Consider the following 14647-nt stretch of genomic DNA (forward strand, 5'->3'; position numbering starts at 1 on the left):
GTGTCCGTTGAACTTTGGCAGCAGTGCGTCGAGCTGCTTCGTGACGAATTGCCGGCTCAGCAATTCAACACCTGGATTCGTCCTCTGCAGGTTGAATCCGAAGGTGACGATCTGCGGGTGTATGCGCCGAACCGTTTCGTGCTCGATTGGGTCAACGAAAAATACATGGTTCGTCTGCTTGAGCTGCTGGCTGAGCGTGCCAATGGTCTTGCGCCGTCCTTGTCGCTGCTCATAGGCAGTAAACGCAGCGCGGCTCCGCGTGCAATGACACCGCCTCCCGTAATGAACCGCCCCACCAGCACACCTTCAGCGCCAGTCAATGAGCCAGTCACCACACCGGGCTCAACCCAGGTGGCTGCCCCTGAGCCTGCTCCTTCGCGACCTGTCGAGCGCACCGTGCAGGTAGAAGGTGCGCTGAAACACACCAGTTACCTGAACCGTACCTTCACCTTCGAGAACTTCGTTGAGGGCAAGTCCAACCAGATGGCCCGTGCGGCCGCCTGGCAGGTTGCGGACAACCTCAAGCATGGTTACAACCCGCTGTTCCTCTATGGTGGCGTCGGCCTGGGCAAGACCCACCTTATGCATGCGGTGGGCAACCATCTCTTGAAGAAAAACCCGAACGCCAAAGTGGTGTACCTGCACTCCGAGCGTTTCGTGGCGGATATGGTCAAGGCGCTGCAACTGAATGCGATCAACGAGTTCAAGCGTTTCTACCGATCGGTGGATGCCTTGCTGATCGACGATATTCAGTTCTTCGCCAAGAAGGAACGTTCGCAAGAAGAGTTCTTCCATACCTTCAATGCCTTGCTCGAAGGCGGTCAGCAGGTAATTCTCACCAGCGACCGCTACCCCAAGGAAATCGAAGGCCTCGAGGAGCGACTCAAATCGCGCTTTGGCTGGGGCCTGACCGTTGCCGTCGAGCCGCCGGAGCTGGAAACGCGCGTGGCTATTCTGATGAAGAAGGCCGAGCAGACCAAAGTCGACCTGCCCCATGATGCGGCGTTCTTCATTGCCCAGCGCATTCGCTCCAACGTGCGTGAACTCGAAGGCGCGTTGAAGCGCGTTATTGCACACTCGCACTTCACCAATCAGCCGATCACCATCGAACTGATCCGCGAGTCGCTCAAGGACTTGCTGGCACTGCAAGACAAGCTGGTGAGTGTGGATAACATCCAGCGTACGGTGGCCGAATACTACAAGATCAAGATTTCCGATCTGCTCTCCAAACGCCGTTCGCGTTCGGTGGCCAGGCCGCGTCAGGTCGCCATGGCATTGTCCAAGGAACTGACCAACCACAGCCTGCCGGAAATTGGTGATGCGTTTGGCGGAAGAGACCACACCACAGTACTGCACGCCTGTCGTAAGATTGCTGAACTTAGGGAATCCGACGCGGATATCCGCGAGGACTACAAGAACCTGCTGCGCACCTTGACCACCTGATAGCAGCCCACGAGGCAAAGGGACGAGACCATGCATTTCACCATTCAACGCGAAGCCCTGTTGAAACCCCTGCAACTGGTCGCCGGCGTCGTCGAACGCCGCCAGACGCTGCCGGTACTGTCCAATGTGCTGCTGGTGGTCGAAGGCCAACAGCTGTCGCTGACAGGCACGGATCTGGAAGTCGAGCTGGTCGGCCGGGTCACCCTGGAAGATGCAGCCGAGCCGGGTGAAATTACCGTGCCGGCGCGCAAGCTGATGGATATCTGCAAGAGCCTGCCCAACGACGCCCTGATCGACATCCGTGTCGATGAGCAGAAGTTGGTGGTCAAGGCCGGCCGCAGCCGCTTCACACTGTCCACGCTGCCGGCCAATGATTTCCCGACGGTCGAGGAAGGCCCAGGTTCGCTGACCTTTACCCTGGTACAGAGCAAACTGCGCCGGCTGATCGAGCGGACCAGTTTCGCGATGGCGCAGCAGGATGTCCGCTATTACCTCAACGGCATGCTCATCGAAGTGCAGACGGGGATCCTGCGTGCCGTAGCCACTGACGGTCACCGTCTGGCGATGTGCTCCATGGAAGCGGCGATCGAGAACACCGAGAAGCATCAGGTCATCGTGCCGCGCAAAGGTATCCTCGAGCTGGCCCGTCTGCTTACCGAGCAGGACGGCGAAGTTTCCATTGTCCTGGGTCAGCATCATGTGCGTGCTACCACGGGTGAGTTCACCTTCACCTCGAAGCTGGTCGACGGCAAATTCCCCGACTACGAGCGCGTGCTGCCGCGTGGTGGCGACAAGCTGGTGATTGGTGATCGCCAGGCGCTGCGTGAAGCCTTTAGCCGCACCTCGATTCTGTCCAACGAAAAGTACCGTGGTATCCGCCTGCAATTGGCCACGGGCCAGCTGAAGATCCAGGCCAACAACCCGGAACAGGAAGAAGCCGAGGAAGAAGTGGCCGTGGACTACAACGGTGGTTCGCTGGAAATCGGTTTCAACGTCAGCTACCTGCTCGATGTGCTGGGTGTGATGACCACCGATCAAGTGCGGCTGATCCTCTCCGATTCCAACAGCAGCGCCCTGGTACAGGAAGCAGGCAATGACGACTCTTCTTACGTCGTTATGCCGATGCGTCTGTAACCTCTGAATGTCCCTCTCGCGTGTCACCGTCACCGCGGTGCGCAATCTGCACCCGGTGACGCTCTCCCCCTCCCCGCGTATCAACATCCTTCACGGCGCCAACGGCAGCGGTAAGACCAGCCTGCTGGAGGCTGTCCATCTGCTTGGCCTCGCTCGCTCGTTTCGCAGCAATCGCCTGTTACCGATGATTCAGTACGAACAGCCTGCCTGTACCGTATTTGGCCAGGTGCGTCTGGCGGATGGGCGCGATAGCAGTTTGGGGATTTCCCGTGATCGACAGGGCGAGTTGCAGATTCGTATCGATGGACAGAATGCGCGCAGCACGGCACAACTGGCTGAAGTCCTGCCGCTGCAACTGATCAATCCGGATAGCTTTCGGCTTCTGGAAGGTGCACCAAAGATTCGCCGGCAGTTCCTTGATTGGGGAGTGTTCCACGTGGAACCTCGTTTCCTGCCGGCCTGGCAGCGCCTGCAGAAGGCCCTGCGGCAACGTAACTCATGGCTACGACATGGTACACTGGACGGCGCTGTACAGGCCGCCTGGGACCGTGAATTGTGTACCGCCAGCGATGAGCTGGATGGTTACCGACGGGCCTATATACAAGCGCTGAAGCCGGTTTTCGAGCAGGTGCTGGCGGAGCTGGTGGACCTGGAAGGGTTGACCCTGAGTTATTACCGGGGCTGGGACAAGGACAAGGCGCTGAGTGATGTATTGGCGACTTCCTTGCCTAGGGACCAGCAGCTTGGGCATACGCAGGCCGGACCGCAGCGAGCGGACTTGCGTCTGCGCTTAGGCGCACATAATGCCGCGGAGATATTGTCCCGCGGTCAGCAGAAACTGGTGGTGTGCGCATTGCGCATTGCCCAAGGGCATCTGCTGAACCAGGCCAAACTTGGCCAATGCATCTATCTGGTAGACGACTTACCGTCGGAACTGGATGAACAACATCGACAGGCCTTGTGCCGGCTGCTCGAAGAGTTGCAGTGTCAGGTGTTTATCACCTGTGTCGATCACGAATTATTGCGGGATGGCTGGCGCACGGATACGCCAGTTGCGATGTTCCACGTGGAACATGGCTGCATCACCCAGACCCACGACCACCGGGAGTGAAGGCATGAGCGAAAACCAAACGTACGACTCCAACAGTATTAAGGTCCTCAAGGGCCTGGATGCCGTACGCAAGCGACCAGGCATGTACATCGGTGATACCGACGATGGCAGCGGTCTGCACCACATGGTCTTCGAGGTGGTCGATAACTCGATTGACGAAGCGCTGGCCGGTTATTGCAGCGATATCAGCATCACCATCCACCCGGATGAGTCGATCACCGTGCGCGACAACGGCCGCGGCATCCCGGTCGACATCCACAAGGAGGAAGGCGTCTCCGCTGCAGAGGTCATCATGACCGTGCTGCACGCCGGCGGTAAGTTCGATGACAACAGCTACAAGGTATCCGGCGGCCTGCACGGCGTGGGTGTCTCGGTGGTCAACGCCTTGTCCAAAGAGCTGATTCTGACCATCCGCCGTAGCGGCAAGATCTGGGAGCAGACCTATGTGCACGGCGTTCCACAGGCGCCTCTGGCACCTGTCGGTGACAGTGAAGATTCCGGTACACAGATCCACTTCAAGCCATCCGACGAAACCTTCCGCAATATCCACTTCAGCTGGGACATCCTGGCCAAGCGGTTGCGTGAGCTGTCCTTCCTCAACTCCGGCGTTGGCATCCTGCTGAAGGACGAGCGCAGCGGCAAGGAAGAGCTGTTCAAGTACGAAGGTGGCCTCAAGGCTTTCGTTGAATACCTGAATACCAACAAGACCATCGTCAACCAGGTCTTCCACTTCAACATCCAGCGTGAAGAAGACGGCGTGGGTGTGGAAGTGGCGTTGCAGTGGAACGACAGTTTCAACGAGAACCTGTTGTGCTTCACCAACAACATCCCGCAGCGCGATGGTGGTACTCACCTGGCAGGCTTCCGCTCTGCCCTCACCCGCCACCTGAACAACTACATCGAAGCCGAAGGTCTGGCCAAGAAGCACAAGATCGCCACCACCGGTGACGATGCTCGGGAAGGACTGACGGCGATCATTTCGGTCAAGGTTCCAGACCCGAAATTCAGCTCGCAGACCAAGGACAAGCTGGTTTCCTCCGAGGTGAAAACTGCGGTCGAACAGGAAATGGGCAAGCACTTCGCCGACTTCCTGCTGGAAAACCCCAACGAAGCCAAGGCCGTGGTCGGCAAGATGATCGACGCTGCCCGTGCCCGAGAAGCTGCGCGCAAGGCCCGCGAGATGACGCGTCGCAAAGGTGCCCTGGATATCGCCGGCCTGCCAGGCAAACTGGCTGATTGCCAGGAGAAAGACCCAGCGCTTTCCGAACTCTATATCGTGGAAGGGGACTCCGCGGGCGGCTCTGCGAAGCAGGGGCGTAACCGCAGGACCCAAGCGATCCTGCCGCTCAAGGGCAAGATCCTCAACGTCGAGAAGGCGCGCTTCGACAAGATGCTCTCTTCCCAGGAAGTCGGTACGCTGATCACCGCGCTGGGGTGTGGCATCGGTCGCGAGGAATACAACATCGAGAAGTTGCGTTACCACAACATCATCATCATGACCGATGCCGACGTTGACGGTTCGCACATCCGTACCCTGTTGCTGACCTTCTTCTTCCGGCAATTGCCTGAGCTGATCGAGCGCGGCTACATCTACATCGCCCAACCGCCGTTGTACAAGGTGAAGAAAGGCAAGCAGGAGCAATACATCAAGGACGACGAGGCCATGGACGAGTACATGACCCAGTCCGCCCTCGAGGATGCCAGCCTGCACGTCAACGACAACGCTCCGGGTATCTCCGGTGAGGCGCTGGAACGTCTGGTCAATGATTACCGTGGCGTGATGAAAACGCTCGGTCGCCTGTCCCGTGTCTATCCGCAGGACATCACCGAGCATTTCGTCTACCTGCCACGGGTTTCCGTCGAACAACTCGCTGACCAGGCGGCGATGCAAACCTGGCTGGACGGCTTGCAGGCTCGCCTGAAGGATGTGGAGAAATCCGGTCAGACCTACCAGGCCAGCCTGCGTGAAGACCGCGAGCGCCACCTGTGGCTGCCAGAGGTGGAAATCATGGCGCATGGCCTGTCCAGCTACATCACCTTCAACCGTGATTTCTTCGCCAGTAATGATTACCGCACGGTAACTACGCTTGGCGAACAGCTGAACAGCCTGCTGGAAGATGGTGCCTACGTGCAGCGTGGCGAGCGCAAGAAAGTGGTCACCACTTTCAAGGACGCGCTGAACTGGCTGATGACCGAAAGCACCAAGCGCCATAGCATCCAGCGCTATAAAGGTCTGGGCGAGATGAACCCGGAGCAGTTGTGGGAAACCACCATGGACCCGGCTGTGCGTCGCATGCTCAAGGTGACGATCGAAGACGCCATTGGTGCGGACCAGATCTTCAATACCCTGATGGGCGATGCGGTAGAGCCGCGCCGTGACTTCATCGAAAGCAATGCCCTGGCAGTGTCGAACCTGGACTTCTGAGTCCATTCACCCTGCAATCATGAAAAACCCGGCCTAGCGCCGGGTTTTTTATTGGAATATCAAAAGCTTATTGAGTGGCTCTTGAATGCGCGCTGGGAATGCCTTGGTGTGAGCCAGTATCCAGCTTGGCGAAATGGTACGTGGATAGGCATTACTGACGTTTTATCGGCCTTGGGAGTTCTTTACTATCATACTGACACCATGGTGCTGACCTCATTCAGCTACCGTTCCTTCCCAGCCAGGTCATCATGATCGCCGCACACACGCCAACCCTCTTCGCTTCCGTTGCCCTGGTGGCAACCACCATGGCGATCTGTCTGATCGTCGCTGGGCAACTCAAGCTTCGCGATGGATTGTTCACCACAGGCTGTGGGCTGTTCGCTCATTCCTTCGCTTATGTCTGCTACACCCTGTATGGCCATGCTCCGCTCTGGTTGACCTACGGCGTGGGTAATTCGCTGCTCTCGGTGGCCCTGGCGTTCTATACGATCAGCATTTTCCGCATCCGGGGTCTTCGCACTCCCTGGCTATTTATCTCCAGCCTGCCCCTGCTCATGGTGGTGCTGATGGTGGTGCTGATCGACACACGTGAGCCGAGGATGCTGGCTTCCTCCTCGGTGCTGAGCGTGCAGTGCCTGTTGATCATGATCTGGGCCTACCGCAATGCGCAGTCAGGTGGGCGTGCTCACGGTCTGTTGATCGTCGGGGCCTGTATCAGCCTGGTTGGCTTGCTGATGCGCGTAGTCTCGATCCTGGCGGGCGTGGCGCAGGACATGCAATACGACGTCAGCAACCTCAAACAGACCATTTCCGTGGCCATTGGTACGGCCACCGTGATGATGTTTTCCCTGGGGCTGGTCCTGCTCTCCAAGGAGCGCAGCGAGTCGAAGCTGCATCATATGGCCCTGCGTGATGCGCTGACCGGCATGCTCAATCGTCGGGCGATTCTGGAGCGTCTTTCCGCCGAGTTGGAACGCGCCCGTCGGGCGGGCAGCTCACTGGCAATCGCCATGATCGATATCGATCACTTCAAGCAGATCAATGACCGCTATGGCCATTTGGCAGGTGATGAAGTGCTCTGCCACTGTGTCCGTCACCTGTCCCAACGGTTGCGTGCATCCGACAGCATTGGTCGCTATGGCGGTGAGGAGTTCCTGCTGTTGCTGTCGGATACCACGGCCGAGAATGCGATGGCCGTGGTCGATGAACTGCGTCGCTCCATGGCCGAGACGCCGGCCCAGTTCGGTAACCTGCAGATTCCCCTCAGCTTCAGTGCGGGGTTGTGGTGTGCGGTACCGGGGCCCGCGGATACGTCGGATAGCCTGATCGGCAAGGCGGATGTGGCGCTGTATGAGGCCAAGCTGGAGGGGCGCAATACCTTGCGCCTGTTGGCGGCGTATCCCGGCGTGATCGATCCCTTCCTGGCAGACGAACTCAAAGAGATCGGCTGAGTTGCCGACAGCCCAACTCACCTGCCCGTGGGGCAGGCTGGTCGCTGCGGTTCTTGCTGGTCACCGACAAGGATGGTGGCAAAGCGCATGACCCCGGCTTCGGCGTTGCTCATCTGCGCTAATAGCTGTGTTTTTTGCAGGTCCCAGACATGAGTAATGCCGTCTTCGGCACGCTCACCATCGGCGCGTTCAGCGGCTTGTTCATAAGGGCTGAGCAGCCAACTGTTTGGGTACTGCTTGCGCAGGTGCAGCGGTACCGAACTGACCGTAGTACCTGGCGGGTAGCGCCAGCCACCCAGCTGCAGGGAGCACACCAATTCGGCATTGTCGAAACTGTGCAGCTGCCGCTGCTGATCCAGGCGCAGGCTGAGACCGGATAGTGCAATGCCATTCAGCGTTATTACCTGCTGGTCGGGGATAGCCAGCTGCCAGCGATCATTGTCGCGAAAGCCGTTGGTGTAGAGGGTCCCATCGCTGGCCAGCAACTCGGTACCGGCCGGCAGGGCGATGCCGGCGACACTGTTACCGGCGCTCAGTGAACATGTTCTGAAGCGAATGTCGTTCTCTTCACTGACATCGAATTCGACCGGGGCGCTGATATCGCACTGCCAGCCTTCAATGGCGGCTTGCCCTTCCCCACTGAGCTTCAGGCTGGTGGTACGCAGCGGTGATTCGTCGTAGGGCACGCCTTCCTGGTGGAGGACTTGCAACCAGCGATTGAGGCGCAAGGTCGCAATACCCTGGATGAGCACCGGTTGAGGGAATTCGGCGCTGGTGAAGGTTTCCGGCTGGTGTTCCCGTTGCAGCGTCAGCCGGGTACCGGCAGGCATCTCGATGCCATAGAGCGTAGTAGGTGCCTCCAGCGTGCTGCGCAGCGCTGCCTGGCGTCGTTCGCTCTCCTGGTGGATCTGCTGCACCCCGTGCTGAAAAACGATCTGGAACGCCGTCAGGGGCACGAGAACCAGCATCAGCAGCAAACTGATCAGCCAGTGCCGACGCAGGCTCGCCCGCGCGCCGCGACTCGCGAGCAGCGCCAGCAACCAGCCGCCCAATAGCAGGGCGGCAAGGAAGGAGATCAATAGCAGCAGGTAGAACGAGGCGCTCGGAAGGGCGACTGGAATCATGTGGGCTGGCTCTCGTTACTGGCAGGCTTCAGGTCCACCAGTAACGCACTACGTGGAAGAAGATCGGCGCGGCGAAGCACACCGAGTCCAGGCGATCGAGCATGCCGCCGTGGCCTTCGATCATGTGGCCCCAGTCCTTCACGCCACGGTCGCGCTTGATCGCCGACATCACCAGGCCGCCGGCGAAACCGAGCAGGTTGACCATCAGGGCGATCATTGCCGCCTGCCAGAAGCTGAACGGCGTGATCCAGCACAGCAGCGCACCGATCAGCGTGGCCAGGGCAACGCCACCGACGAAGCCTTCCACGGTCTTCGACGGGGACAGCAGCGGTGCGATCTTGTGTTTGCCGAAGAGCTTGCCGCAGACGTACTGCAGTACATCGGAAAGCTGCACGACGATCACCAGCCAGGCGATCAACAGCAGGTTGCGTCCTTCGTAGCCGGCAATATCCAGGGTCAGCAGCGCTGGCACGGCGGAGATGCAGTACACCGCGATCATCAGCCCCCACTGCACCTTCGACGCACGTTCGAGGAAGCGTGTGGTATCGCCGCCCAGTGAGGCGAGGATCGGCAACAGCAAGAACAGATAGACCGGGATGAAGATGGTGAACATGCCGTACCAGTCGATACCGATCAGCAGGTACTGCACCGGCAGGGCGAAGTAGAAGGCGGCCACCAGCGCGGGATAATCGCTGCGCCGCGTCGGCGTCAGGGTCATGAATTCGCGCAGGGCGTAGAAGGAAACGCAGTAGAACAGCACGATCACGCCATTCTTGCCGAACATGAAGGCGATGCCGATGACCAGCACCATCACCCACCAGGCATTGATCCGTGCGTTGAGGTTGTCGATGACCGAGTTGGGCGTGTCACCCGAACGACGTTTGAGCACATAGCCGATCAGCGACGCCAGCAGCAGGATGGCACCGATACCGACGAACAGCAGCAGGGTATTGCGATCCATCTCAGGCCTCCTCGGGCGCCAGGTGCAACAGGGCGTTGCGCGCGCGTTCGAGGAACGCGGTCTTGTCTTCGTCGGGCAGGCGTTCCAGTGGCGCACCGAAACTCAGGGTGCACAGCAGTGGCAATGGCAGCGCCCTGCCCTTGGGCATGACCCGGTTGAGGTTGGCGATCCACACCGGGATCAGCTCCACCTGCGGCGCAGCGTTGGCCAGGTGAAAGATGCCGCTCTTGAACGGCAGCAGCGGTTCGTCGCCAAGGTTGCGCGTGCCTTCGGGGAAGATGATCAGCGAGTCGCCCTGCTCCAGCGCATCGAGCATTGGTTGCAGCGGGTTGTGCTCGGGGTTGCTGCGGTCCCGGTCGACCAGCACGCCGTTGAACACATCGTTGATCACGAAGCTGCGCAGCCCGCCCTTTTGCCAGTAATCGGCACCGGCAACCGGGCGGGTCTGGCGCCGCAGCTCCATCGGCAGCGAGGCCCACAACAGTACGAAGTCACCGTGGCTGCTGTGGTTGGCGTAGTACAGGCGCTGTACCGGCTTGGGCGTAGAGCCCAGCCAGAGCGCACGTGCCCCGGTGAGCAGGCGTGCCCCCGAGGTGATGGCAAAGGCAGTCAATGAAGCGAGCATGGACAACTCCTATCCAGCGAAGGAAAACCAAGGTACGACGAGGATCATGATCAGGGCCAGGAACAGTTGGACGCCCAGCCACAGGGCCTGCAGACGCAACAGGCGCCAGGCACCAAGAATGCGCGCATCCCAGGGGCGGGCAGCTTGAGCGGCAGGCTGCAAATGGAGCTCGACCAAGGCCGCATCCAGCTCGGCGAGGCGCGCTTGTCGCTGCGTCGGGTCGGCGGCCAAAGTCGCGAACAGCTCGGCATCCAGGGCCACGCGAATCGCCCAGTACTTCTGCACCAGGCCGAGCAGGATCAGCAGGACGCAGGGCAGCGCCATGAGCAGGTTGCCGCGTCCGATCAACAGCGGTAGCAGGCCGCCGGCCAGACCCAGCAGGGTCAGTCCGGTGGACAGTTGGTCGAGTTGGCGGCCACGGCGCAGCAGGCTGGCGATCAGCAGCAGGGACATCTCAGAGGCCATGAGCCACCTCCTGCGCGATGGGTGCCTGTGCCGGCAACTGCCGCAGTGCTGCCAGGACCTGCTGGTGGGCATCACTCAGGACGATCTGCGGGCGAGCCTGACGGATGCGCTGCAGAACATCGTCAACATCCTTGCCACCGCTGTACAGCAACAGCCAGGCAGCAACGGCGCAGGCACTGCGCGAGTAGCCGAGCGCGCAGCAGACCAGCAACGGCCCCTGTTGGCGCAGCGCCTCGATGGCGGCGGCGGCCTGCAGGCAGTCATCCACCGTGGGCGTGGTCAGGTCCAGCACGGGAATGCTGCGGTAGGCCTTGCCCTGGGTGTTCAGCGGCAACTCGGCACACAGGTCGACGACAGCGGCGAAGCCCTGCAACTGCTTGGCGTCCGGCAGGCGGCCCAGCCAGATACCAGGCACGATCTCGCTGGGGGCAGGCTGACGCCGTGTCCACAGTCGCGAGTTGAGCCAGGCGCCGAGCAGATAGGGCGCGAACAACCAGTTGGCGGCCTGGGTCAGGCGGCCGTTGGCCTGCTTCTGGAAGCCTTCGGCGCCGACCAGTGCGTAGTTCAAGGCCACCAGCAGCAACGCCACGGCGGGCCACAGCAGCCACAAGGCAATGCCCGCGACATTTGCGGCGATGGCAACGCACAGGGCCGCGCCAAAGGCGTAGCGCAGGGCCAGACGCCAGCGCTTGGCCATCTTCGCCGGACGTGCTGCCAGCAACGGGCTATGTCCCTCGATGGGCCATAGCCACACGCACAGCCAGCCGGCCAGTATGCCGGTGGGCACGTCGATGAAGTGGTGCTGCCAGGTGGTCAGTACCGACACCCCGATCAGCGCCATCCAGCCGTGCAGCAGGCCGCGCAACCACGGGCCGTGGGTGTGGCGGGCGAACATCACCCAGATCACCACCAGCAGGGCGATATGCAGCGACGGCGCCTGATTGAAGGGTTTGTCGAAGCCCATCAGCACATCGAACATCAGGCCGAAGGTACCCTCCAGGGCGGGGCGTTCGAAGGTGAAGCGCAACGGCCATAGGAGGAAGCAGGCAACGCACAGCAGTTGCGTGCTGAGCAGGCGCAGGGCGTGGCGGTCCATTTCGCGGCGGCTGACGGGCAGCAGGAAAGACAGGCCGTAGAGCAGGTCGATCGACCAATAGGGCACGATGGTCCAGGCCCATAGCGGTGTCTGGCTTTCCCAGGCGAACACCAGGCTGCCGACATCGTCGCGCTGGGCCGTCAGCCAGTTGGCAAAGCCATAACTGGCGAAGAACAACGGACCCAGTACTAGCAGCCAGAGTACGCCCCGCTTCCACAACCCGGTTTCTCGCGCAGTGGAAACGGCGTTCATCAGGACACCCGCTGCGCCAGGGAGACGCTGAAGATGCCCCATTCGTCGATACGCTGGGTGACCTTGCGAAAGCCGGCGGCCTCTACCAGTTGGTCCATCTCCGCCTGGCTGCGGCGGCGCATGACCCAGGGCTGGCCGTCGCGGTGGCTGGTCAGGGCGCGGGCGATCAGTTCCAGCTGCGGGTGCCACGGCTGCCCGGTGTAGACCAGATAGCCGCCCTCCTCGACTGCCGCGGCCAGGCCGGCCAGCGAATCACCAACCATCTGGTTGCTGCCGAACAGTTCATACAGCCCGGACACCACCGCGAGTGTCGGCCTCGGCTCCAGGGCTGCCAGATCAGCCTTGTCGAAGGCGTCGCCTTTGACGAAGCGCGCAATCTCGCCCAAGCCCTTATGTTCGATCAGCGCGGCACCATCGCGCACGTTGATGTCGCTGTAGTCGCGCAGCAGGATCGAGTCCGGCTTGTGCTCCAGTCCTTCCAGGGATTCGAGAATGTAGCGGCCATGGCCGGCAGCGATATCGACGATGCGCACGCCCTTGCCCTGCTCGCGCAGCAGGCCCATGGCCAGGCGCAGCAGCTCTTCGGCATGTACCTTGCGCTGGCGAATGCCACGCCAGCCGATGGACTTGAGGTAGTTCTGGTCGATCAGCCGACCCAGCGCGGATTTACCGCTTGGCGTGTTGCGGTAGACATAGTCCAGGGTGCTGCCGGAATCGAAGCCGGTGTCGAAGCCCAGTTTGACCCCGTCGGACAGCGTGCTGCCGAGCTTGAGGCTGGCACGGGTGCTGCGCCAGTATAGGTCGCCCAGCGAGTTCTTCGGCAGCGGTGCCGACAGCTCCTCGGATTCGGCGCAGGTCAGGCCCAGGCGGTCGGCATCCAGCAGTGAAGGGCGGCTTACCGGCTCCTCGAAATTGCGCAGGATGAAGCGGCGGGCACGCACCAGGGCATGGGCGCGATCGCGCTCACCGAGGGTGTCGTGAAAGAAACCCGGGAGGATGTGCTTTTCCTTGCGCAGGCTGCCCAGGCGCTCGAAGAACTGCTCCTGCGGTTTGCGGTGGACGACGAAGTCGGCACCGGAAATCAGTAGTTGGGTCGGGATCTGGATCGCCTGGGCATCGGCCACCACGCGATCGGCGGCTTCGTACAGGCCGAGCAGCATGTTCACCGAGATCGGCCGGGTGATCAGCGGGTCGTTCTCGAACGAGGCGATGCGCTCGGGGTCGTGGCTGAGGAACTTGGCTTTCACGTAGCTGTTGACGAAGAAGTTGCCGCGCCAGGCGCGCATCAGCTTCAGGCCGGGGCGGGCGAAGGGCACGTAGAGCTTGACCTTGAACGCTGGCGAGGCGAGTACCAGGGCGCGGATCTTCGGGGCGTAGTCATGCGCCCAGGTCGACACCACCACGGCACCGACGCTCTGCGCCAGCACGGCCATGTCTTCGATGGCGGTGCCATGTTTGGCGGCGATATGGTCGATGAAGGTCTGCACGTCGCGCACGCTGGTGGCGAAGCTCGGACTGTCGCCACGTGCGCCAGGCGACAGGCCATGGCCGCGGGCATCCCAGGCGTAGAAATCGAAATCGGGCAGGTCCAGTTCGTCGACCAGATGGGCCATGCGCCCACCGTGTTCGTGACCCCGGTGGAACATCACCACAGCCCGGCGCGCTGCCGCGTTGTCGGTGCTCGTGGCTGGCCAGTGGCGGTAGAGCAGCTCAACGCCATCGTGGGTGGTGAAGATGTGGTTCTGAACGTCGCGCATCGAAATATCCTTATTCCGGCTGGTTGGACGGTGCGACTTCGGCCAGGCCTTGGCGCACTCGGTTGAACAGGGTGTACAGCAGCAGCGCCAGGATGATGCCCAGTGCCACGTTTATCCAAGACGCTGCGAGCAGCCCGCACGCCACACCGGCGCCCAGTACGCCGAAGCAGAAAGCGCGGTCGCTCTTGCCCATGGGGCCGTCATAGCGCCGCGAAGCGCCGACCATCGGGCCGAGCACGCCGGTGTATTCGCTGATCACGGCGAACAGCACCACCAGGATCACCAGCAACGGCGACACGCCAGGCAGCAGGGCAAACGGCAGGTACAGGGCGCTGTCGGCGATCACGTCGCAGAGTTCATTGAGGTAGGCCCCCAGCTTCGACTGTTGGCCGAATTCACGGGCGAGCATGCCGTCGACTGCGTTCAGGGCCATGCGCAGGATCATCCACAGCGGGATCAGGGCGAACAGCCAGACCTGGCCGATACACAGTGCCAGCAGTGCGCCGATCAGCACCGAAACGATACCGGCGAACAGAGTGACCTGGTTGGCGGTGACGCCGCGCGCATGCAGGCGAGTGACGCCAGGGCGCAGCAGATTCTGGAAGCGGGGTTTCAGCTGATAGATCGACAGCATGGGGCGGAAGTCCTTGTCTGGTAGGCCTCGACAGAGGCGTAGCTTAATCCCTTTACAGGCGTGTTCGGCGTGCGTAACCCGCATTTGCAGGTTGTCGCGGAAAAACTTATGCCCGTTTGGTCAGCTTCGAGAGGCTTGATATATATCCATATATATCAAGCAATTACCG

General features: G+C 61.0%; 12 protein-coding genes. 5 read left to right on the plus strand and 7 right to left on the minus strand.

Annotated elements, in window-relative coordinates; all coding sequences use genetic code 11:
- The 5 genes from dnaA to ACWPW0_RS00025 all read left to right on the plus strand — a co-directional run.
- On the plus strand, positions 1-1443 hold a 1443-nt coding region (dnaA, locus tag ACWPW0_RS00005), incomplete at its 5' end, for a chromosomal replication initiator protein DnaA (protein ID WP_447587802.1).
- A 30-nt stretch (positions 1444-1473) separates the two neighbouring features.
- Positions 1474-2577, plus strand: a complete 1104-nt coding sequence (dnaN, locus tag ACWPW0_RS00010; protein WP_447587803.1) for a DNA polymerase III subunit beta — start codon at positions 1474-1476, stop codon at positions 2575-2577.
- A gap of 7 nt (positions 2578-2584) precedes the next feature.
- Positions 2585-3688: a DNA replication/repair protein RecF gene (recF, locus tag ACWPW0_RS00015; RefSeq protein WP_454254046.1), complete on the plus strand. Its 1104-nt coding sequence runs from the start codon at positions 2585-2587 to the stop codon at positions 3686-3688.
- A gap of 4 nt (positions 3689-3692) precedes the next feature.
- Positions 3693-6113, plus strand: coding sequence for a DNA topoisomerase (ATP-hydrolyzing) subunit B (gyrB, locus tag ACWPW0_RS00020; RefSeq protein ID WP_447587807.1), 2421 nt, complete (start codon positions 3693-3695; stop codon positions 6111-6113).
- 251 nt (positions 6114-6364) lie between these two features.
- The gene (locus ACWPW0_RS00025) at positions 6365-7564 is read left to right on the plus strand and encodes a GGDEF domain-containing protein (protein WP_454256676.1); all 1200 of its coding nucleotides are present in this window, start codon (positions 6365-6367) and stop codon (positions 7562-7564) included.
- 17 nt (positions 7565-7581) lie between these two features.
- Here ACWPW0_RS00025 and ACWPW0_RS00030 read toward each other — a convergent pair whose 3' ends face one another.
- The 7 genes from ACWPW0_RS00030 to ACWPW0_RS00060 are packed head-to-tail and all read right to left on the minus strand — an operon-like array spanning position 7582 to position 14478.
- Positions 7582-8688, minus strand: coding sequence for a hypothetical protein (locus ACWPW0_RS00030; protein WP_454254047.1), 1107 nt, complete (start codon positions 8686-8688; stop codon positions 7582-7584).
- A gap of 28 nt (positions 8689-8716) precedes the next feature.
- Complete coding sequence (locus ACWPW0_RS00035; protein ID WP_454254048.1) at positions 8717-9649, minus strand: phosphatidate cytidylyltransferase; 933 nt, start codon at positions 9647-9649, stop codon at positions 8717-8719.
- A 1-nt stretch (position 9650) separates the two neighbouring features.
- Positions 9651-10274, minus strand: a complete 624-nt coding sequence (locus ACWPW0_RS00040) for a lysophospholipid acyltransferase family protein (RefSeq protein WP_447587813.1) — start codon at positions 10272-10274, stop codon at positions 9651-9653.
- 9 nt (positions 10275-10283) lie between these two features.
- The gene (locus tag ACWPW0_RS00045; protein WP_454254049.1) at positions 10284-10739 is read right to left on the minus strand and encodes a hypothetical protein; all 456 of its coding nucleotides are present in this window, start codon (positions 10737-10739) and stop codon (positions 10284-10286) included.
- Positions 10729-12087 (minus strand): phosphatase PAP2/dual specificity phosphatase family protein, encoded by a 1359-nt coding sequence (locus ACWPW0_RS00050; RefSeq protein ID WP_454254050.1) that lies wholly within the window; start codon positions 12085-12087, stop codon positions 10729-10731. Before ACWPW0_RS00050 ends, ACWPW0_RS00045 begins: the two co-directional genes overlap by 11 nt.
- A complete protein-coding gene (locus ACWPW0_RS00055) occupies positions 12087-13844 on the minus strand; it encodes a bifunctional alpha/beta hydrolase/class I SAM-dependent methyltransferase (protein ID WP_454254051.1) in 1758 nt (585 codons plus the stop codon). Before ACWPW0_RS00055 ends, ACWPW0_RS00050 begins: the two co-directional genes overlap by 1 nt.
- Before the next feature lie 10 nt (positions 13845-13854).
- Positions 13855-14478, minus strand: coding sequence for a CDP-alcohol phosphatidyltransferase family protein (locus ACWPW0_RS00060; protein WP_447587820.1), 624 nt, complete (start codon positions 14476-14478; stop codon positions 13855-13857).
- Positions 14479-14647: the final 169 nt, after the last annotated feature.

It is taken from the genome of Pseudomonas sp. Marseille-Q8238 (assembly GCF_965111915.1).

Excerpts from the sequence above, each read along its gene's own strand:
- dnaN (WP_447587803.1), top strand. The coding sequence starts at position 1,474 with ATGCATTTCACCATTCAACGCGAAGCCCTGTTGAAACCCCTGCAACTG.
- recF (WP_454254046.1), top strand. The coding sequence starts at position 2,585 with ATGTCCCTCTCGCGTGTCACCGTCACCGCGGTGCGCAATCTGCACCCG.
- gyrB (WP_447587807.1), top strand. The coding sequence starts at position 3,693 with ATGAGCGAAAACCAAACGTACGACTCCAACAGTATTAAGGTCCTCAAG.
- ACWPW0_RS00030 (WP_454254047.1), bottom strand. The coding sequence starts at position 8,688 with ATGATTCCAGTCGCCCTTCCGAGCGCCTCGTTCTACCTGCTGCTATTG.
- ACWPW0_RS00035 (WP_454254048.1), bottom strand. The coding sequence starts at position 9,649 with ATGGATCGCAATACCCTGCTGCTGTTCGTCGGTATCGGTGCCATCCTG.
- ACWPW0_RS00040 (WP_447587813.1), bottom strand. The coding sequence starts at position 10,274 with ATGCTCGCTTCATTGACTGCCTTTGCCATCACCTCGGGGGCACGCCTG.
- ACWPW0_RS00045 (WP_454254049.1), bottom strand. The coding sequence starts at position 10,739 with ATGGCCTCTGAGATGTCCCTGCTGCTGATCGCCAGCCTGCTGCGCCGT.
- ACWPW0_RS00050 (WP_454254050.1), bottom strand. The coding sequence starts at position 12,087 with ATGAACGCCGTTTCCACTGCGCGAGAAACCGGGTTGTGGAAGCGGGGC.
- ACWPW0_RS00055 (WP_454254051.1), bottom strand. The coding sequence starts at position 13,844 with ATGCGCGACGTTCAGAACCACATCTTCACCACCCACGATGGCGTTGAG.
- ACWPW0_RS00060 (WP_447587820.1), bottom strand. The coding sequence starts at position 14,478 with ATGCTGTCGATCTATCAGCTGAAACCCCGCTTCCAGAATCTGCTGCGC.